Source organism: Ardenticatenales bacterium (assembly GCA_020634515.1).
In the GTDB taxonomy this organism is placed as follows: Bacteria; Chloroflexota; Anaerolineae; order Promineifilales; family Promineifilaceae; genus JAGVTM01.
Map to the genome: position 1 here is coordinate 114,081 of JACKBL010000001.1, position 16,395 is coordinate 130,475.

The 16,395-nt window shown below is 60.3% G+C and carries 15 protein-coding genes; 10 read left to right on the forward strand and 5 right to left on the reverse strand.

The genetic code is table 11. From position 1 onward, the window contains the following. Nucleotides 1-86 precede the first annotated feature (86 nt). From H6650_00445 to H6650_00470, 6 genes are all read left to right on the forward strand, one after another. On the forward strand, nucleotides 87-3,047 hold the full coding sequence (locus H6650_00445) for a DUF4040 domain-containing protein (protein ID MCB8950457.1): 2,961 nt from the start codon (nucleotides 87-89) through the stop codon (nucleotides 3,045-3,047). 5 nt (nucleotides 3,048-3,052) lie between these two features. Continuing rightward, nucleotides 3,053-3,385 carry an NADH-quinone oxidoreductase subunit K gene (locus tag H6650_00450; GenBank protein MCB8950458.1) on the forward strand — a complete coding sequence of 111 codons (333 nt, stop codon included), beginning with the start codon at nucleotides 3,053-3,055 and terminating at the stop codon, nucleotides 3,383-3,385. 16 nt (nucleotides 3,386-3,401) lie between these two features. After that, nucleotides 3,402-4,886 (forward strand): hypothetical protein, encoded by a 1,485-nt coding sequence (locus H6650_00455; protein ID MCB8950459.1) that lies wholly within the window; start codon nucleotides 3,402-3,404, stop codon nucleotides 4,884-4,886. 315 nt (nucleotides 4,887-5,201) lie between these two features. Beyond that, entirely contained in the window at nucleotides 5,202-5,681 is a 480-nt protein-coding gene (locus H6650_00460) for a Na+/H+ antiporter subunit E (protein ID MCB8950460.1), read from the forward strand. 19 nt (nucleotides 5,682-5,700) lie between these two features. After that, on the forward strand, nucleotides 5,701-5,976 hold the full coding sequence (locus H6650_00465; GenBank protein MCB8950461.1) for a hypothetical protein: 276 nt from the start codon (nucleotides 5,701-5,703) through the stop codon (nucleotides 5,974-5,976). A gap of 13 nt (nucleotides 5,977-5,989) precedes the next feature. Further along, nucleotides 5,990-6,346 carry a monovalent cation/H(+) antiporter subunit G gene (locus tag H6650_00470; protein MCB8950462.1) on the forward strand — a complete coding sequence of 119 codons (357 nt, stop codon included), beginning with the start codon at nucleotides 5,990-5,992 and terminating at the stop codon, nucleotides 6,344-6,346. A gap of 169 nt (nucleotides 6,347-6,515) precedes the next feature. Here H6650_00470 and H6650_00475 read toward each other — a convergent pair whose 3' ends face one another. The 3 genes from H6650_00475 to H6650_00485 all read right to left on the reverse strand — a co-directional run bounded on the left by H6650_00475 (nucleotide 6,516) and on the right by H6650_00485 (nucleotide 10,086). Then, nucleotides 6,516-8,774: an ATP-dependent RecD-like DNA helicase gene (locus H6650_00475; GenBank protein ID MCB8950463.1), complete on the reverse strand. Its 2,259-nt coding sequence runs from the start codon at nucleotides 8,772-8,774 to the stop codon at nucleotides 6,516-6,518. A gap of 566 nt (nucleotides 8,775-9,340) precedes the next feature. Beyond that, nucleotides 9,341-9,559 (reverse strand): cold-shock protein, encoded by a 219-nt coding sequence (locus H6650_00480; GenBank protein ID MCB8950464.1) that lies wholly within the window; start codon nucleotides 9,557-9,559, stop codon nucleotides 9,341-9,343. A 311-nt stretch (nucleotides 9,560-9,870) separates the two neighbouring features. Beyond that, nucleotides 9,871-10,086 (reverse strand): cold-shock protein, encoded by a 216-nt coding sequence (locus H6650_00485; GenBank protein MCB8950465.1) that lies wholly within the window; start codon nucleotides 10,084-10,086, stop codon nucleotides 9,871-9,873. A 709-nt stretch (nucleotides 10,087-10,795) separates the two neighbouring features. On the opposite strand from H6650_00485, the gene H6650_00490 reads away from it, so the two are divergent. Genes H6650_00490 through moeB form a run of 4 tightly spaced genes read left to right on the forward strand, consistent with a single transcriptional unit; the run spans nucleotide 10,796 to nucleotide 13,881 of the window. Beyond that, on the forward strand, nucleotides 10,796-11,758 hold the full coding sequence (locus H6650_00490) for a cysteine synthase family protein (GenBank protein MCB8950466.1): 963 nt from the start codon (nucleotides 10,796-10,798) through the stop codon (nucleotides 11,756-11,758). Between the two features lie 4 nt (nucleotides 11,759-11,762). Next, the gene (locus H6650_00495; GenBank protein ID MCB8950467.1) at nucleotides 11,763-12,254 is read left to right on the forward strand and encodes a M67 family metallopeptidase; all 492 of its coding nucleotides are present in this window, start codon (nucleotides 11,763-11,765) and stop codon (nucleotides 12,252-12,254) included. A 41-nt stretch (nucleotides 12,255-12,295) separates the two neighbouring features. Beyond that, nucleotides 12,296-12,676, forward strand: a complete 381-nt coding sequence (locus tag H6650_00500) for a MoaD/ThiS family protein (GenBank protein MCB8950468.1) — start codon at nucleotides 12,296-12,298, stop codon at nucleotides 12,674-12,676. Beyond that, complete coding sequence (gene moeB, locus H6650_00505) at nucleotides 12,673-13,881, forward strand: molybdopterin-synthase adenylyltransferase MoeB (GenBank protein MCB8950469.1); 1,209 nt, start codon at nucleotides 12,673-12,675, stop codon at nucleotides 13,879-13,881. The genes H6650_00500 and moeB overlap by 4 nt, the downstream gene beginning before the upstream one ends. A gap of 228 nt (nucleotides 13,882-14,109) precedes the next feature. On the opposite strand, the gene H6650_00510 is transcribed toward moeB, so the two are convergent. After that, complete coding sequence (locus H6650_00510; protein MCB8950470.1) at nucleotides 14,110-14,865, reverse strand: amino acid ABC transporter ATP-binding protein; 756 nt, start codon at nucleotides 14,863-14,865, stop codon at nucleotides 14,110-14,112. Between the two features lie 23 nt (nucleotides 14,866-14,888). Beyond that, entirely contained in the window at nucleotides 14,889-16,394 is a 1,506-nt protein-coding gene (locus tag H6650_00515; protein ID MCB8950471.1) for an amino acid ABC transporter permease, read from the reverse strand. Nucleotide 16,395: the final 1 nt, after the last annotated feature.

Consider the following 16,395-nt stretch of genomic DNA (forward strand, 5'->3'; position numbering starts at 1 on the left):
AACTTGATAAAAATAGGACAAAACTTGTACAAACGGCATCGTGGTGGCGAGAATGCCGGCACGATACCCCCTCCTCTCTCAACCTCATGGCAGACAACGCACTCCTCTTGCCACTATTGCTCATCATCTTCGCCGCCGGCGGGGCCGCCCTGGCCGCGCTGCCCCCACTCAACCGCCGCCTGCCCCCCCTGGGACTCGGCTTCGGCCTCTCCCTGTTCCCCCTGGCCGCTTTTCTGCTGCTGCTGCAATTGCTGGTCCGCCTCGGGGATGGCGTGGCCCTCACCTGGAGCGTTGCCTGGCTCCCCACCCTCAACCTCAACCTGAGCCTGCGCCTGGACGCACTTAGCGGCCTCTTCGCCCTTCTCGTCACCGGCATCGGCGCCCTCGTCCTCGTCTACAGCGGCCACTATTTTCGCGCCGACCGGGGCGCGTGGCGTTTTCTCACCTACATCCTCCTGTTCATGACGGCCATGCTGGGGCTGGTGCTGGCGGGAGACGTACTCAGCCTGTTTATCTTCTGGGAGGGAACCAGCGTCACCTCCTTCCTGCTGGTGGCCTACAAATACAAGGATGAAGCGGCGCGGCGGGGGGCGTTTAAGGCGTTGTTCATCACCGGCGGGGGTGGCGTGGCCCTGCTGGTGGGATTACTGTTCGTGGCTCACTATGCCGGCAGCACCGACCTCACCACCATCCTCAACCAGGGCGACGCCCTGCGCACCAGTCCCCTCTACCCCGTCATGCTGGGGCTGATCGCCTTCGCCGCCATCACCAAGAGCGCCCAGGTTCCCGCGCACATCTGGCTGCCAGACGCCATGAGCGCCCCCACCCCCGCCAGCGCCTACCTCCACTCCGCCACCATGGTCAAAGCCGGCATTTACCTCATGGCCCGCCTCAACCCCGTCCTCGGCGGCACGGAAACCTGGTTCTGGCTCCTTAGCCTCTTTGGCCTGCTCACCATGCTCACGGGCGCTTACCTCGGCCTGAAGCAAAACGACCTGAAGGCGCTGCTCGCCTATTCCACCATCAGCCAGCTTGGCGTCCTCATGCTCCTCATCGGCCAGGATACGGAAATCGCCTTCAAGGCGCTGGTGATTGGCGTACTGGCGCACGCGCTGTACAAGAGTGCCCTCTTTTTGCTCGTGGGCATCGTGGACCAGTATGCCGGCACGCGCGATCCGCGACGCCTCGGTGGCCTGGCCCGCGCCATGCCCGCCGTGGCTGTGGTGACGACCGTGGCCGCGCTCTCCCTGGCCGGGTTGCCCCCCCTGTTCGGCTTTCTGGCGAAAGAAACGCTGCTGGCGGCGGCGGTCCATCCCTCACTGCCGCCACTACTGGCCTGGGTTTTCCCCGCGGCCGCCGTCATCGCCGGCGCGTTGCTGCTGGCGCAGGCGGGCCTGTTGGTGTGGGATACGTTCTTCCACGCGCCATCCGCCGCACGTCCTCCCATTCGGCCCGTGCCGTGGGGAATGGTGATTGTGCCCATGTTGCCGGCATTTCTCTCCCTGGCCATCGGCATCCTCCCCGAACCTGCCGCCCTGGCCAGCCTCCTCGCCCGCGCCGCCTCCACCGCCTATGGCGACAAAGTTAAAGTCTCCCTCGCCCTCTGGACCGGCCTAAACATCCCCCTCGCCCTCTCCGCCGTCGCCATCCTCCTGGGCACGGGACTATTCCTCCGCCGCCACGCCGTCCGCGCCTGGCAAATGCGCTGGCTCCCTGCCCTCACCGCCAACACCCTCTACCACGCCACCCTGCGCCTGCTAGACCGCTTGGGCGAGATCGCCGCTCGTTTGCAGCAAGGGCGACTGCGCTTCTACCTGGCCGTCATCATCGCCGCCATGCTGGCCATCGTCGCCTGGCTGGGTGGCGGGCAGGTGCTGACCACCTGGCCCGCCACCCAGCCCCCCACGCTAGACAGCCTGGGCGTGCTGGCCGGGCTGCGCCTGTTTGCCCTGGCCGCCGTCGTCGGCGCGGCCCTGGCCAGCGTCTTCTTGCGCCGCGACCTGTTCGCCATCCTGGCGCTGGGTGTCTCCGGCTTCGGCGTGGCCGTCCTCATGGCCCTGGAACCCGCGCCCGACGTGGCCCTGGTGCAGATCGTGGTGGACATCCTCACCACCGTCATTCTCGTGCTGGCGCTCACACGGCTGCCGCGCACCCAACGCCGCCGCGCCCAGGACCTCACCTTCCGCCAGAGCCGCGCCGGATTGGTGCGGGATGCTCTGGTGGCGCTCGGCGGCGGCGCGCTGGTGAGCCTTATCACCCTCAACGCGCTGCTGACGCGCCCCCGCGTCAGCGCCGTTTCCCCTTACTACATCGCCAACGCCAAACCGCTCACGGGGGCAAAGGACATCGTGGGGGCGATTGTGGTGGATTTCCGCGCCCTGGATACGCTGATCGAAATTACGGTGTTTGCCCTGGCGGGGATGGGCATCTACACGCTGCTGCGCTACGCGGCCCGCCGTTTTGGCGACGAGGGGCGGCAAGTGATGGAACTGCCGCCGCCGACTGAGGGACGATTGCCGGCATTCGGCATCGGCGGCGCGCACCCATCGGCATTATTGCGGCTGCTGGGGAACGTCTCCCTGCCGCTGGCCCTCATCCTGGCCGCCACGCACATGATGTACGGGCATGATCAGCCGGGAGATGGATTTACTGCCGGCATTCTCATCAGCCTCGCCGCCGGATTCTGGTACATCATTTTTGGCTACGAGGAGACCCGTCGCCGCCTCCCCTGGCTGCGCGCCTTCCCCCTCATCGGCGGCGGCATCCTGCTCGCCCTCGTCACCGGCGGCCTGGCCGCCCTGCTCACCGGCCATTTTCTGGGTAATTTCGACCTGGGCAAAATGCTTGGCCTCCCCCTGCCCGCCGGCTTCTACTTTAGCTCCTCTTTTTTGCTGGAGGTGGCCATCTGCCTGGCCGTCCTCGGCGGGGCCACGCACATGCTCAACACGCTCGGCCATCCGGGTCACAAGGATGCCGAGAGCGCGCGCGACCTGGCGCACATGGACGAACAACCACAAACAGACCACGATTCACGAAAGGGGGCATGACGCACATGGAACTACTAACCGCACTGGTCATTGGTGTTTTGTTTGCTGCCGGCATTTTCCAGATGCTGCGCCGCAACGTAATCCGCGCCGTGATGGGGTTGATTATTCTCTCCAGCGCGATCAACTTGTTTTTGTTGAGTGCCGGCATTTCCCAGGGAACCCAACCCGCCTACGTCAACGGCGGCGGCATTCCCAGCGACCCCCTACCCCAGGCCCTCATCCTCACCGCCATCGTCATCAGCATGGGCGGCACAGCTTTCGTCCTCGCCCTCCTCTACATCATCTCCGCCCGCTACCGCACCAGCGACGTCGACGAAATCAACAACCTGCGGCATTGATCCCCCTTCTCTTACCATGCGCACACACCTGATCCTCCTCCCCATTCTCATCCCGTTCAGCGGCGCCCTCCTGGCCCTGCTCATGCGCCGCTGGCGGCGCGCCCAGGCCTACGGGGCGCTGGGAACCATGCTCGCCTCCCTCGCCGTCACCCTCTGGCTGCTGCGCCACGTCTGGCAAACAGGCACGCCCGCCGTCTGGCAGGCGGGTGGCTGGCCCGCCCCCTTCGGCATCACCCTCGTCGGCGACCTCCTCGGCCTCACCTTTGTCCTCATGAGCCAGCTTGTCCTCGTCATGGGCGTTCTCTACGCCCTCGGCTCCGTGGACGAAGCCTCCCGGTATCCCACCTTCTATCCCCTCTTTCTCACCCTGGCGACCGGCCTCACCGGCGCCATGCTCACGGGCGACCTGTTCAATCTGTTCGTATTCGCCGAACTGCTCGTCATCTCCGGCACCATCCTCACGGCCATTTCCGACGACCGCTATGGTCCAGAAGCCGCCTACAAATACTTCATGATCAGCTTGCTGGCCGCCGCTTTCCTGCTGCTGGCCGTGGGCAGCCTCTACGTCGGCTACGGCACGCTGAACATGGCCGACCTGGCGCAGCGCGTCGCCGCCGATGGCTCCGCGCCGCTGCTGCCCATCGCCATCGGCCTCCTCACCGCCGCCTTCATGGTCAAGAGCGCCGTTTTTCCCATGCACTTCTGGCAGCCGGATTTCCACACCGTTTCCCCCACCGCCGTCAGCGCCATGCTCTCCTCGGTGGTGGTCAAACTGGGCGTTTATGGCTTCCTGCGCATGACGACGCTGCTGTTTGTGGCGCAAGCAGCAGGCGTGCGCGCACTGCTGGTTACGCTGGGCGTGGCCGGCGTCGTGTATGGCGGTCTGGCCGCCCTGCGTACGGACAACGCCAAGCGAATGTTGGCTTATTCGACGCTGGGGCAGGTTGGCTTTATCCTGGTGGGCATCGGCTGGGGCACGCCGCTGGCGCTGGCGGCGGCGTTGGTGTTTGCGTTCAATCACAGCCTGATTAAGGCGGGTATGTTGATGCTGGCGGGGGCGGTCGCCAGCCGCGCGCCGGTGAAGTCGGCGGCATTCAGCGTGGTGACGGGCGTGGGGCAGCGGACGCCGCTGGCGGGGGTGTTGTTTTTCGTGGGGGGATTGGCGCTTGCCGGCATTCCCCCTACCAATGGCTTCGTTAGCAAGCTCCTCTTGTTCCGAGGCGGCATCGCCGCCGCTGCTTATTTCCCGCTGGCTTTGATAGGCGTTGCCGGCATTCTCACCCTTGTCTACACCATACGCGCCTTCCAGCAAATCTGGTGGCAAAAACCCGTCGCGGAACTGCCCACGAAACAAGGAGACCGCCTGCTGGCCCCCGCCCTGCTCATCACCCTCTCCCTGGCGCTGGGCATCTGGGCGGACCCGCTGGTGCGCCTGGCCACGGACACCAGCCACTGGTTGGGCAACCCCGCCGCTTATATTCAGGCCGTTCTCGGCGGTTAGCACGCCCGCCGCGCATCAACCGACGAGCTTCCGCACACATAGGAACGGGAATTAAATAAGACAACGAAGTTGTTTCCTTACCGTTCCTGAAAACTGACGATGCAATTCTGTACGTTCACTGAAAAAACCGGGTTTTTCGATTGTCCGGCAAAAATTACCAGAGTGGTTCATGTGTAAAAACCCGGTTTTTGACCTTTTTTCAGTAGAGTCAAGATTCAACCAGAGCAAATTGGTCCAATCTGGGCAGATGACCTGTATAGTCACTTCTGTACTTTATTTCATCGTCAGTCCATAACGTCTCCACAGGACAAAACGATGCACCTGTTACGTTTGATCATCCCTTTATGGCTGCTATACCTGGCGGTGACCGCCAACCTGGAACCGGCGAATCTGGTGGTGGGTGGGTTGCTGGCCGGGGGCGTGAGCCTGCTACTGCGCCCGCGCGCGCGCGCCGTTGCCTGGCGGCAACTGCCGGCGGCGCTGCTGGCGCTGGCGCGGTATGTCTGGGTGCTGGCCTGGGACCTGGTTTTCAGTGGGGTGCAGGTGGCGCGGATTGTGCTGGACCCACGTTTGCCGATTGCGCCCGGTATTATTGCTATTCCGGCGCAGTGTGAGACGGAGATGGGGGCGGCGTTGAGCGCGCACGCGATTACGTTGACGCCGGGGGAGTTGGTGGTGGAGATGGATAATGCCGGCACACTGTACACCCACTGCCTCGACATCAGCCACGCCGACGAATACGTCGCCGACGCGCAACGTCTCCGCCGCGACCTGCTGCGCAAGATTTCCGCCTGACCCGTCATTGGAGAGCGCCATGCAAGACCTGTTCACCGTCGTACTCTACGCCGCGCTGGCCCTGCACATCTCGCTGCTGGCCGCCGCCGTCTGGCGCGTCTGGCGCGGCGAAAACGTTATTGACCGCCTTATCGGCCTGGAACTCGTGGGTACGCTCACCCTGGCTATCCTCGTGTTGATGGCCCTGATCGAACAAAGCCCCATTTTCGTCGATGTGGCGCTAGGGTTGGCCGCGCTGGGCTTCGTGGGCACGGTGGCCCTGGCGAAATACGTCGCCGACGAGCAAATGTTTTAGGAGGGCGTACCTGATGCAAACCGTTGCCTTAATCGCCGCTATTCTCGCCGTCGTCATCGGTACATTCTTCTCCATCGTGGGCGTCGTCGGCTACGTGCGACTGCCCGACGTCTATACGCGGCTGCACGCCACCGGCAAAGTGGGCGTGTTTGGGGTTGTGCTACTGCTCATCGCGGCCATCATCTGGACGCCGCTCAGTTTGGGGCGCGGCCTGACCTTGATTTTTCTGCTCCTGCTCACCGGTCCGGCCACCTCCCACGCCCTCGCCTCCGCTGCCTATCGCCTCGGCATCCCCCTCAAACAATCGCAGCGCGACGACCTGGCCCAAGCAGTCCTTCCCAGAGAAACCAAGCCCCCTGTAGAGATTTGACGAACCATCCCGGCCAGATTGGGCCAATTTCCTCTGGTAAAATGGTTCCTATCTCCAGAGAGCGTTATAGGACAGCGGCTATCCATGATAGCGGCTATCCATCATAGCCGCTGTCCGCACATTTCCGCTAACTTAATTGCGGACAGCCACTTAGGATTCTCTCGGAGCTTTATGTTTTGCCGCGTAGCCGCCAGTCCAGGGCGGTGTGCCGTTCGGCGACGCGGTTATTCTTGATGGCGACGTTGATGGCGCGCCGCGTCCCCACCAGGATCACCAGCCGCCGTGCCCGCGTCACGGCAGTGTAGAACAGGTTGCGCTGCAACATCATGTAGTGCTGCATCACCACGGGGAGGACCACGCAGGGGTATTCAGAGCCTTGCGCTTTGTGTACGCTGATGGCAAAGGCGTGTACCAACTCATCCGCCTCCAGAAAATCGTATACGACCGGCATCCCATCAATGTTGACGGTGAACGTTTGCATGAGCAGGTCCATGTCCGTGATGCGACCAATGTCCCCGTTGAAGACGTTCTTGTCGTAGTTGTTCACCGTCTGCATCACTTTGTCGCCCATGCGGAAGACGCGCCCCCCCAGCCGCCGCTCCAGTTTACGCTGCCCCGGTGGATTGAGCGCCTGCTGCAACATCAGGTTCAGGTTGGTGACGCCTGCGCTGCCGTTGTACATGGGGCTGAGTACCTGTATATCATCCAGTGAATCCAGCCCGAACTTGTGCGGAACGCGATTTTGGACAATGTCCACCAGCAATTCGGCCACTTCATGCGGTTCTTGCTTGATGAAGAGGAAAAAATCCTGCGCCGCACTCCCGTCGAGGCGGGCGACGGGCATGAGGCCCTGGTTGATGCGGTGTGCGTTGTGGATGATCAGGCTGTCGGCGGCCTGGCGGAAGATGGTCTGCAGCCGCACGACGGCGGGCACATCGGAGGCGATCAGGTCGCGCAGCACGTCGCCTGCGCCCACGGAGGGGAGCTGATCCACATCCCCTACCAGCAGCAGGTGGCTGTCTATGGCCACGGCTTTGAGCAGGCTGTTGGCCAGGATCAGGTCCAGCATGGAGGTTTCGTCAATAATCACCATATCAACGGGCAACGGATTGTCTTCGTCGCGGCTGAACCCTTCGCCGGGTTGGAATTCCAGCAGGCGGTGAATGGTTTTGGCGGGGCGTCCGGTGGTTTCCGTGAGCCTTTTGGCGGCGCGACCGGTGGGCGCAGCGAGGGCGTAGGTGCAGCCGCCCTGGTCCAGCAGATCCAGCAGGGTGCGCAGTGTGGTTGTCTTGCCCGTACCGGGGCCGCCGGTGAGGATGGTGACTTTGTGGGTGATGGCCGTGTGGATGGCCGTGCGCTGCTGTGAGGCCAGCTCGATGCCGGTTTGCAGCCGCAATTGGGCGAAGGTGTGCGGGGTCAGGCGGCTCTTGAGGGGGGTGAGGCGGCTGGTGGGGTGGTCTACGATGCGACGGATGCGGTTGGTGACGCCAATTTCGGAGTAGTAGAAGGGGGTGAGGTAGACGGCGGTTTCCTCACGGATGGTGACGGGCACTTCCGGCTGGCTGATGGCGTAGGTGATGGTTTCCCGCTTGATGAGGGCGTCGCTTTCCAGTTGTTCGATGACGGCGGTGACTTTACTCACTTCCAGGCCGAGGATTTGCGCGGCTTCCGGTTCCAGTTCGGGTTGCGGTACATAGACGTGGCCTTCTTCGACGAGGCGGTTGAGGGTGTAGGCAATGCCGGCTTCGATGCGGTCGGGGTCGTCGACGGCCAGCCCTAGCGCCTGGGCCAGTTTGTCGGCGGTCTTGAAGCCGACGCCGTGGATGTCTTGCACCAGTTGGTACGGGGTGTTTTGTACAATGCGGAGGGCCTCGTCGCCATACCGTTTGTAAATCTTGACGGCCAGGCCGGTGGAGACGTTGTGGGATTGGAGGAAGAGCATCACGTCTTTGATGGCCCGCTGTTCTTCCCAGGCTTTGATGATGCCGCTGACTCGTTTTTTGCCGATGCCGAGGACTTCGCGCAGGCGGGTGGGTTCGTAGTCGATGACGTCGAGGGTTTGTTCGCCGAAGGTGTTGACGATGCGTTCGGCCATGACGGGGCCGATGCCGCGGACGAGGCCGGAGCCGAGATACCGTTTGATGCCTTCGAGCGATGCCGGCATCGCTTTTTCGCACAATTCAACCTGAAACTGCCGCCCGTGTTTGGGATGTTGGCTCCAGCGCCCCTGCAATTTCAACCACTCTCCCGGATTGACCTCCGGCAGGTTGCCCACAACCGTAATCAGTGCATCCCGCCCACTGGCATATTTGAAGGGCAGCATCCCGCGGCTATCTGGTTGCAGGCGAATAACGGAGTAACCATTCTCCGGGTTGTAATATGTCACCCGCTCCACGGAGCCAGCGATCTCGTCCAGTTGCGCATTCATCACCAGGGATTTTATCGCAGCGCCAGGGAACGCCAAATCCGTGCGGGTCAGTCAATGGTATGACCAACCCGCGCGGAAGAATGACGGATGCCGGCATAACCGGACCCCTGCGCCACGGTAAAATCACTGTTCGGTTTGGGGCAGTTCTTTACGGCAAGTAAAGGCTGCTCACGGCTGGCTGTCAAACTTCATCGGCGCTTGCCTGGCGGCAATCGCCATGAGGGCGCATCCGTTAACAAACGCTTCACTCGGGAATTGACGGATGCGCTTGAAGGGTTCTTATGAATGTGAAAGTCCAAAGTTAATTCCGGGCGAACCCTTCGGAACGGAATTAAATCCTTACCGTTACCGTTCCGGCAGACTGACGAGGCAAGTCCGTACTTTATTTCATCGTCAGTCCTTAGTGGCTGTCCGCAATCAAGTTAGGGGAAATGTACGAACAGCTTGTCAGTAACCATCCGTAAAAAGTGTGAGGTTATTTTCGGACGGTTACCTGGGAGTGGTAATCAACCAGGTAAGGAAGCGCTCATTACCCTTCTTCCAAGTTCCCAGGGAGCGAATACCACCTAGAAAATGCGCTTCTTCCGCACATTACGGGCCTGCGGCCCTTTTCCCTGGTCGATCTGATCGTAATTGACAAGATCGCCCTCATTCAAGTTGCGGTATCCTTCACCCTCAATAGCGCTGTAATGGACGAAGACATCGACGCCAGAATCTTTGTCCTCAATAAATCCATACCCCTTCAGGCGATTAAACCACTTCACAATACCTGTCTTGTTGCTCATCTTGTACTACCTCCACGATGGCATTTTGAGGAATTTGAACCAACTTGGGACGCATCAGTCCGCCGGAAAATTTTGAAAGCTCCGCGGACCGACCCGCGCCCGGCGATGGGCCGCGCCCGGCAATGGGCCGCGCCCGGCAATGGGCCGCGCCCGGCAATGGGCCGCGCCCGGCAATGGGCACATCATCTGGGCCAAAGCGTGTTTTGCGTAGAAACAACTCGGATGCCCGTCATGCGACGCACCGACAAACAGCGTTTCTATCGTGCAATACCCTGGGCTTGCGTTACACCTGAATCGGATACCCGTGCGGATCAGAAGGCTGCCTGCTGTACGCGGACGTTGCGCGCCTGTGGGCCGCGTCCCTGGTCTATCACTTCGAAGCTGACTTTGTCTCCCTCGTAGAGATTCCGATAGCCATCTCCTTCAATGGCGGAATAATGAACAAACACCTCCGCGCCTTCCTCATCTGGTTGAATAAAACCATACCCTTTGAGACGGCTAAACCACTTTACCGTACCTGTTTTCATGACGAATCTACCTGTCAATAAGCCCGACAGAGGGCAGTGGCTGAAGAGCCTTCCTATGATTTATACATCCCAGGGATTAACTTGCAGATTAGACTCCGCTGATTAACCCAACATAACACGAGGGCGAAGGGTATTCAAGCAAATGTTCACGCTTTTTTTACGTTCGCGGGTGAAATGTACGTTAAGGTCTGATGATGAAATCATGTATGGAATTGCCTCGTCAGTTTGCAGGAACGGTGAGGAAACAACTTCGTTGTCTTGTTTAATTTCCGTTCCTACGGGGTGCGGCGAAAATGCCGGCATGATCACACCGTAAGCACGAGCCTAGCAACTATTCAACACCATCTTCCCGGAAGCTGTTTTGATGCAAAATGACATGTAATGAAACGCTTTGGGTCTGAAATTGAGCTTCCGGGAAAGTTTCTTGACATTTGTTTCTTCCATGCTATCATCCTGCCCAATAAACTTTTTATCATTTTCTTGAGGTTTAATCCATGTTCCATTGCAGGTGTATGAAGCGAGGGAGTTAGCTGCCTTCGTCTTCAACCGGCGTTGATGTATTTGCCGGCACTTTCCTGATAAAACGAGAGACGACGGTGGCTGCTACCCTCGCGACTTTCCCAAGTCGTTCATCGGGTGCATGGCCTTTGCGGGCCGCCACCGTTTTTTGCTGCCTTGTCTGCTCCAATCATCAGGATAACCGTGCAAAATGCTCACTAGAACATTGGAAAACACTGCTCCCCTGCTTTTCTCCCCCCGTCAACCGCGAAATCGCCTGGAAGACCAGGTAGGTCATACCCCTCTGTTATGGCTACGTCGTGTGGCGGAAGATGCCGGCATCTCCCCCCACGTCACCCTCTACGCCAAAGCAGAATGGTTCAACCCCAGCGGCTCCATCAAAGACCGCCCCGCCCTCAACATCATCCGCGCCGCCGAAGAACAGGGCGCGCTGCGCCCCGGCATGACCCTCCTTGACGCCACCTCCGGCAACATGGGCATCGCCTACGCCATGCTCGGCGCGGCCCGTGGCTACCACGTTCGCCTCACGCTGCCCGGCAACGCCAGCCCCGAACGCATCGCCATCCTGCGCGCCTATGGCGCCGAACTCATCTTCACCGATCCCCTGGAAGGGTCCGACGGAGCCATCGTTGCCGCCCGCGACCTGGTAGCTCAGGGAGACCCCCACGTCTACTATGCCAACCAATACGACAATCCCGCCAACTGGCAGGCTCATTACTTCACCACCGCCAACGAAATTTGGGAACAAACGGAGGGGCGGATCACCCATTTCGTAGCCGCGCTGGGCACGGGCGGCACGTTCACGGGCACATCGCGCCGTCTGAAAGAACTAAACCCGCGCATTCAATGCATCTCCCTGCAGCCGGACAGTCCCTTCCACGGATTGGAGGGGCTGAAGCACATGCCCACGGCCATCCAACCCGGCATCTACGATCCGGGCGCAGCCGACGTAGACGCCGTCGTGCGCACGGAAACCGCCTACCGCATGGCCCGCGAACTGGCCCGCCGTGAAGGGCTGTTCCTGGGTATCTCCGCCGCCGCCGCCGTCGTTGGGGCCGTGGAAACAGCGCGACGGCTTGATGCGGGGGTCGTGGTGACGATCCTGCCCGACAATGGCTTCAAGTATCTTAGCGACCGTTTCTGGCAGGAGTAACGCAATGCTTAAACTTTCCCCTACCGTGTACGAAGCGATTAAGGCGCATGGCGCGGCCTCCTATCCCGATGAAGGCTGCGGACTGCTGCTGGGAGAGACCACGGGCGCGCATAGGCTGGCCGTGGCGATTTTCCCTGTACCCAATACGTGGCCGGAGGAAGCAGAAAAACCGCGGCGCTTCCTGATCAGCGGCGTGGATATGTTACGGGCGGAAATGGCCGCGATAGACCAGGGACTGGACGTGATCGGCGTGTTCCACAGCCATCCGGACTGCCCGCCCGTAGCCTCGCCGCGCGATCTGGCGTGGGCGGCCTGGTCTGGCTACTCTTATTTGATCACGCAGGTGGATGCCGGCATGCCCACTCTGAGCCGTTCCTGGCAGCTTCTACCGGACCGCTCCGGCTTCACCGAAGAGGAAATTGTGCTTCAACAAGGCAGCACCACCATCAACGATAACATCTTCTCGGAAGCTGTTACCCAGGGCCATCCTTCATGACGAAGCTTCCGGGAAGATTATTATCGAAGGAGTTTATTAGTATGCCTACCATTCGTATTCCGACACCGCTGCGGCCATATGCCGGCAACAACAGCACCGTCTTCGTCTCTGGCAGCACCGTTGGCACAGCCCTGGACAACCTCACGCAGCAATTTCCCGCCCTGCGCCAACACCTGTTCAACGGTGACGCCCTGCGTAGCTTCGTCAACGTCTTTCTCAACCAGGAAGACGTGCGCTTCCTCGATGGGCTACAAACACAGTTGGCGGAAAATGACACCCTGATCATCATTCCCTCCATCGCCGGAGGTGCATGTTCAGAATGGTTCATTCTCTTGAAGGCGCGGCCACGGCAGGTGCGCCACGTGAATTTTGGCCCGGCTCCACGAACCAACCCGAGTCGTCAATTGGAGGACATTTTATGACTTTCCCTGATAATGTTGTCGCCACCAGCCAGGAGGTGTCGCTCTCTCATGCGGAGATCAAGCGGTACAGTCGCCACCTGATCATGCCGGAGGTGGGCATGAAGGGGCAAAAAAAGTTGAAGGCGGCAAGTGTGCTGCTGATTGGTGCGGGTGGATTGGGTTCCCCGTTGGCGATGTATCTGGCGGCTGCCGGCATTGGCCGCATTGGCCTGGTGGATTACGACGTGGTGGATACCTCCAATTTGCAGCGCCAGATCATCCACGGGACCAAAGACGTGGGGCGCGCCAAGTTGGACAGCGCCGCCGACCGCCTCCGCGACATCAATCCCTACGTGCGGCTTGACCTATACAACGAGCCGCTCACCTCCGCCAATGCCCTGCAACTGTTCGCGCCCTACGACGTGATCGTTGATGGCACGGACAACTTCCCCACCCGCTACCTGACTAATGACGCCTGCGTGCTGTTGGGGAAACCGAATGTCTACGGCAGCATTTTCCGCTTTGATGGGCAGGCTTCCGTCTTTTACGCTAAGGAGGGGCCGTGCTATCGCTGCCTGTTCCCGGAGCCGCCGCCGCCCGGCCTCGTGCCAAGTTGCGCCGAAGGGGGCGTGCTGGGGATTCTGCCGGGGACGATTGGGGCAATCCAGGCCACGGAAGCGGTGAAGCTGATTCTGGGCATTGGCGAGCCGTTGATTGGCCGATTGATGCTATACGATGCGCTCAGCCTCAGTTTTACGGAGGTGCGTGTGCGCAAGAATCCGGACTGCCCGATTTGTGGCGAGAATCCGACGCTAACGAGGTTGATTGATTATGAGCAGTTTTGCGGAATGCCGGCACATGACCACAGCCTCTACGCCCCGCACGAAGGACACCTGGATGGTGTTGCCCAACTCACGCCCCTGGAACTTAAGCAGCGGCTAAATGCCGGCAACAACCCCGTTATCCTCGACGTGCGCGAGCCGCACGAATGGGAGATCGTCAACCTGCGCCACCTGGGCGCATTCCTCATCCCCAAAGGGCAGGTCCTGGAGCGCATGGGTGAACTGGACACCGCCGCGGAAATGGTCGTCTACTGTCGCAGCGGCGCCCGCAGCGCCGACGTCATTCACCTACTCCAGCAGCACGGCTTCCAGAAACTCTGGAACCTCGACGGCGGTGTTCTCCGCTGGGCGCGCGATGTCGAGCCACAGATGCCCATGTACTAATACTACAACGTAACTACTAACGCTCTCTGGAAATTGGTCCAATCTATAACCGTCCGAAAATAACTTCACGCCTTTTACGGATGGTTACTGACAAGCTGCCCGCACATTTCCCCTAACTTAATTGCGGACAGCCACTTAGTAGCCGTCCGAAAACAACTTCACGTTTTCATCGGACGGCTACTGACAAGCTGTCCGCACAATTCCGCTAACTTAATTGCGGACAGCCACTTAGTGATGCAGAATTTGGGAGAGGAAAAGCTTGGTTCGTTCGTGGGTAGGGTTCTTGAAGAACTCGGCGGGGGTATTTTGCTCAACGATCTGGCCGGCATCCATAAAGATGACGCGCTCGGCCACTTCGCGGGCAAAGCCCATCTCGTGCGTTACGGCCAGGATAGTGTAGCCTGCGCGCGCCAGGTCGCGCATCACATCCAGCACCTCCTTGATCATCTCCGGGTCCAGGGCGGAAGTGGGTTCATCAAAGAGCAGGATGTTTGGCTCCATGGCCAGGGTGCGAGCGATAGCCACGCGCTGCTGTTGCCCGCCGGAAAGCTGGCCCGGATACTTGCTGGCCTGTTCGGGAATGCCCACGCGGTTGAGCCACTTCATAGCCACTTCTTCCGCCTTCTCGCGGGACCACTTACGCACATGGATGGGCGCGAGAGTGATGTTTTCCAAAACGGTGAGGTGAGGAAACAGGTTAAACTGCTGGAACACCATGCCGACTTCGCGGCGAATATCGGCGATATTGCGGATGTCGTGGCTGAGGGTGATCCCGTCCACGATGATGTCCCCTTCTTGATGCTCTTCCAGGCGGTTGATGGTGCGGATAAAGGTGGATTTGCCAGAGCCGGAGGGGCCAATGATGACGATGACTTCGCCACGCCTGACGGTGAGGCTGACGTTACGCAGGGCATGGTAGTCACCGTACCACTTGTTGACGTTGCGAACTACGATGATGTCGTCGGAATGGGTTAAGGTTGTCATTCTCGTTTCTCCTCAAGCTCTGACTATCTTTGGCCTACGCCCAGCCGTTTTTCCAGGCGGCGGCTGTAGGCAGTCATGACGGCGCTGCCGATGAAGTAGACGATGGCGATGAAGATGTAGGGTTCGGCGCGGCGGCCTAACCATTTTGTCTGGGAGGTGATTGTGCCGGCAACATTCAAAATATCGAACAGTCCTACAATCTGCACCAGCGACGTATCCTTGAACAAACCAATGAACTGCCCCAGGATGGCCGGAATCACCGCCCGCAGCGCCTGCGGCAGAATCACCAGGCGATACTTGTCAAACGTACTCAAGCCCAACGCATCAGCAGCCTCATACTGTCCCTTGGACAGCGATTGCAGCCCACCGCGCACATTTTCCGCCAGATATGCAGCGGCAAACAGGGTGAAACCGCCGAGGACGCGCCACGTGTTCAGTATCTCGAGGTCGGGGGGCAAGATCAAGGGGAACATGACGGTAGCCATGAACAACACGGTGATCAGGGGCACGCCGCGCACGGCCTCAATGTAGACGACGCTGAAGGCCGCCACCACGTTGCCGTGGAACGAGCGCTGGAAGAGATAGGCAACAACGGGCACGAGCAGGGGCCAGTAAGCAAGCAGCCGCTCCAACCCGCTGCGCGCCGCCGCCAGATTGCCGGGTGTGGTGGCTACCAATCCCCAGATCATGATGAGCAAGGCCACGCCATAGGTCAACCAGGCGGGAATGCCACGAATCTGGCTGCGCCGCCCCAACGCCAGAACCAGACCAATGGGGAAAGAGACGACGATGGAAAAGATGGAGAGGATCATCGTCAGGAGCAAACCGCCCCAGAACTGGTCGGGGTTAATTTGCTGCAAAGGGCCGGATTCGGTGACGCCGCGCAGGAAGACGTAGCTGAGAACGGGGGAGAGCAGCCACAGATAGGTAAGGATACGCCGCGTATTCTTCGGGCCGGTGAAGGTGTCGCGGTAGACGAAGACGCTGGCGCCGCCGAGTACGGCGATCATGGCGATGGTGGCGTAGATGCGCCAGTCCAATGCTTCGGGGAAGCGGAAGATGGTGAGGAGGCGCAAGTTGTCAATGACGGCTCCCCAGATAGCCCCGCCGTTGGCCTGTTGCGCCGCCAACTGGGGGTCGGTGCTGAAGCTGGCGTTGATGAGGGCATAGACGAGGAGGCCGCGCAGCGCGGCCAGGATCGCCAGCGTCAGAACGAGGGTGATAAGCGCGTTGCTGATGGAGCTGTAGAGGTTGTTTTTCAGCCAGAGGGAGATGCTGGTATGGCGGTGGGTAAGCTCGCCGACGATGGCCCAAAGGACACTGACGGCCCAAATGAGCAGGATCAGTGATGAGAGCCAGGGAGCCGCGGCGAGTTGGTTGAGGGCGAAGGAGACGGTGATGCCGGCAAGTGCCATAAGCCACAGCGTCAACCACCAGGTACGGGTAACGTTTTCGCGCACGAATTGACCGAAGTCAAAACGGACGCGATTACGCATGATGAGTTGCAGGTTCTGATAGATCGCGGCCATG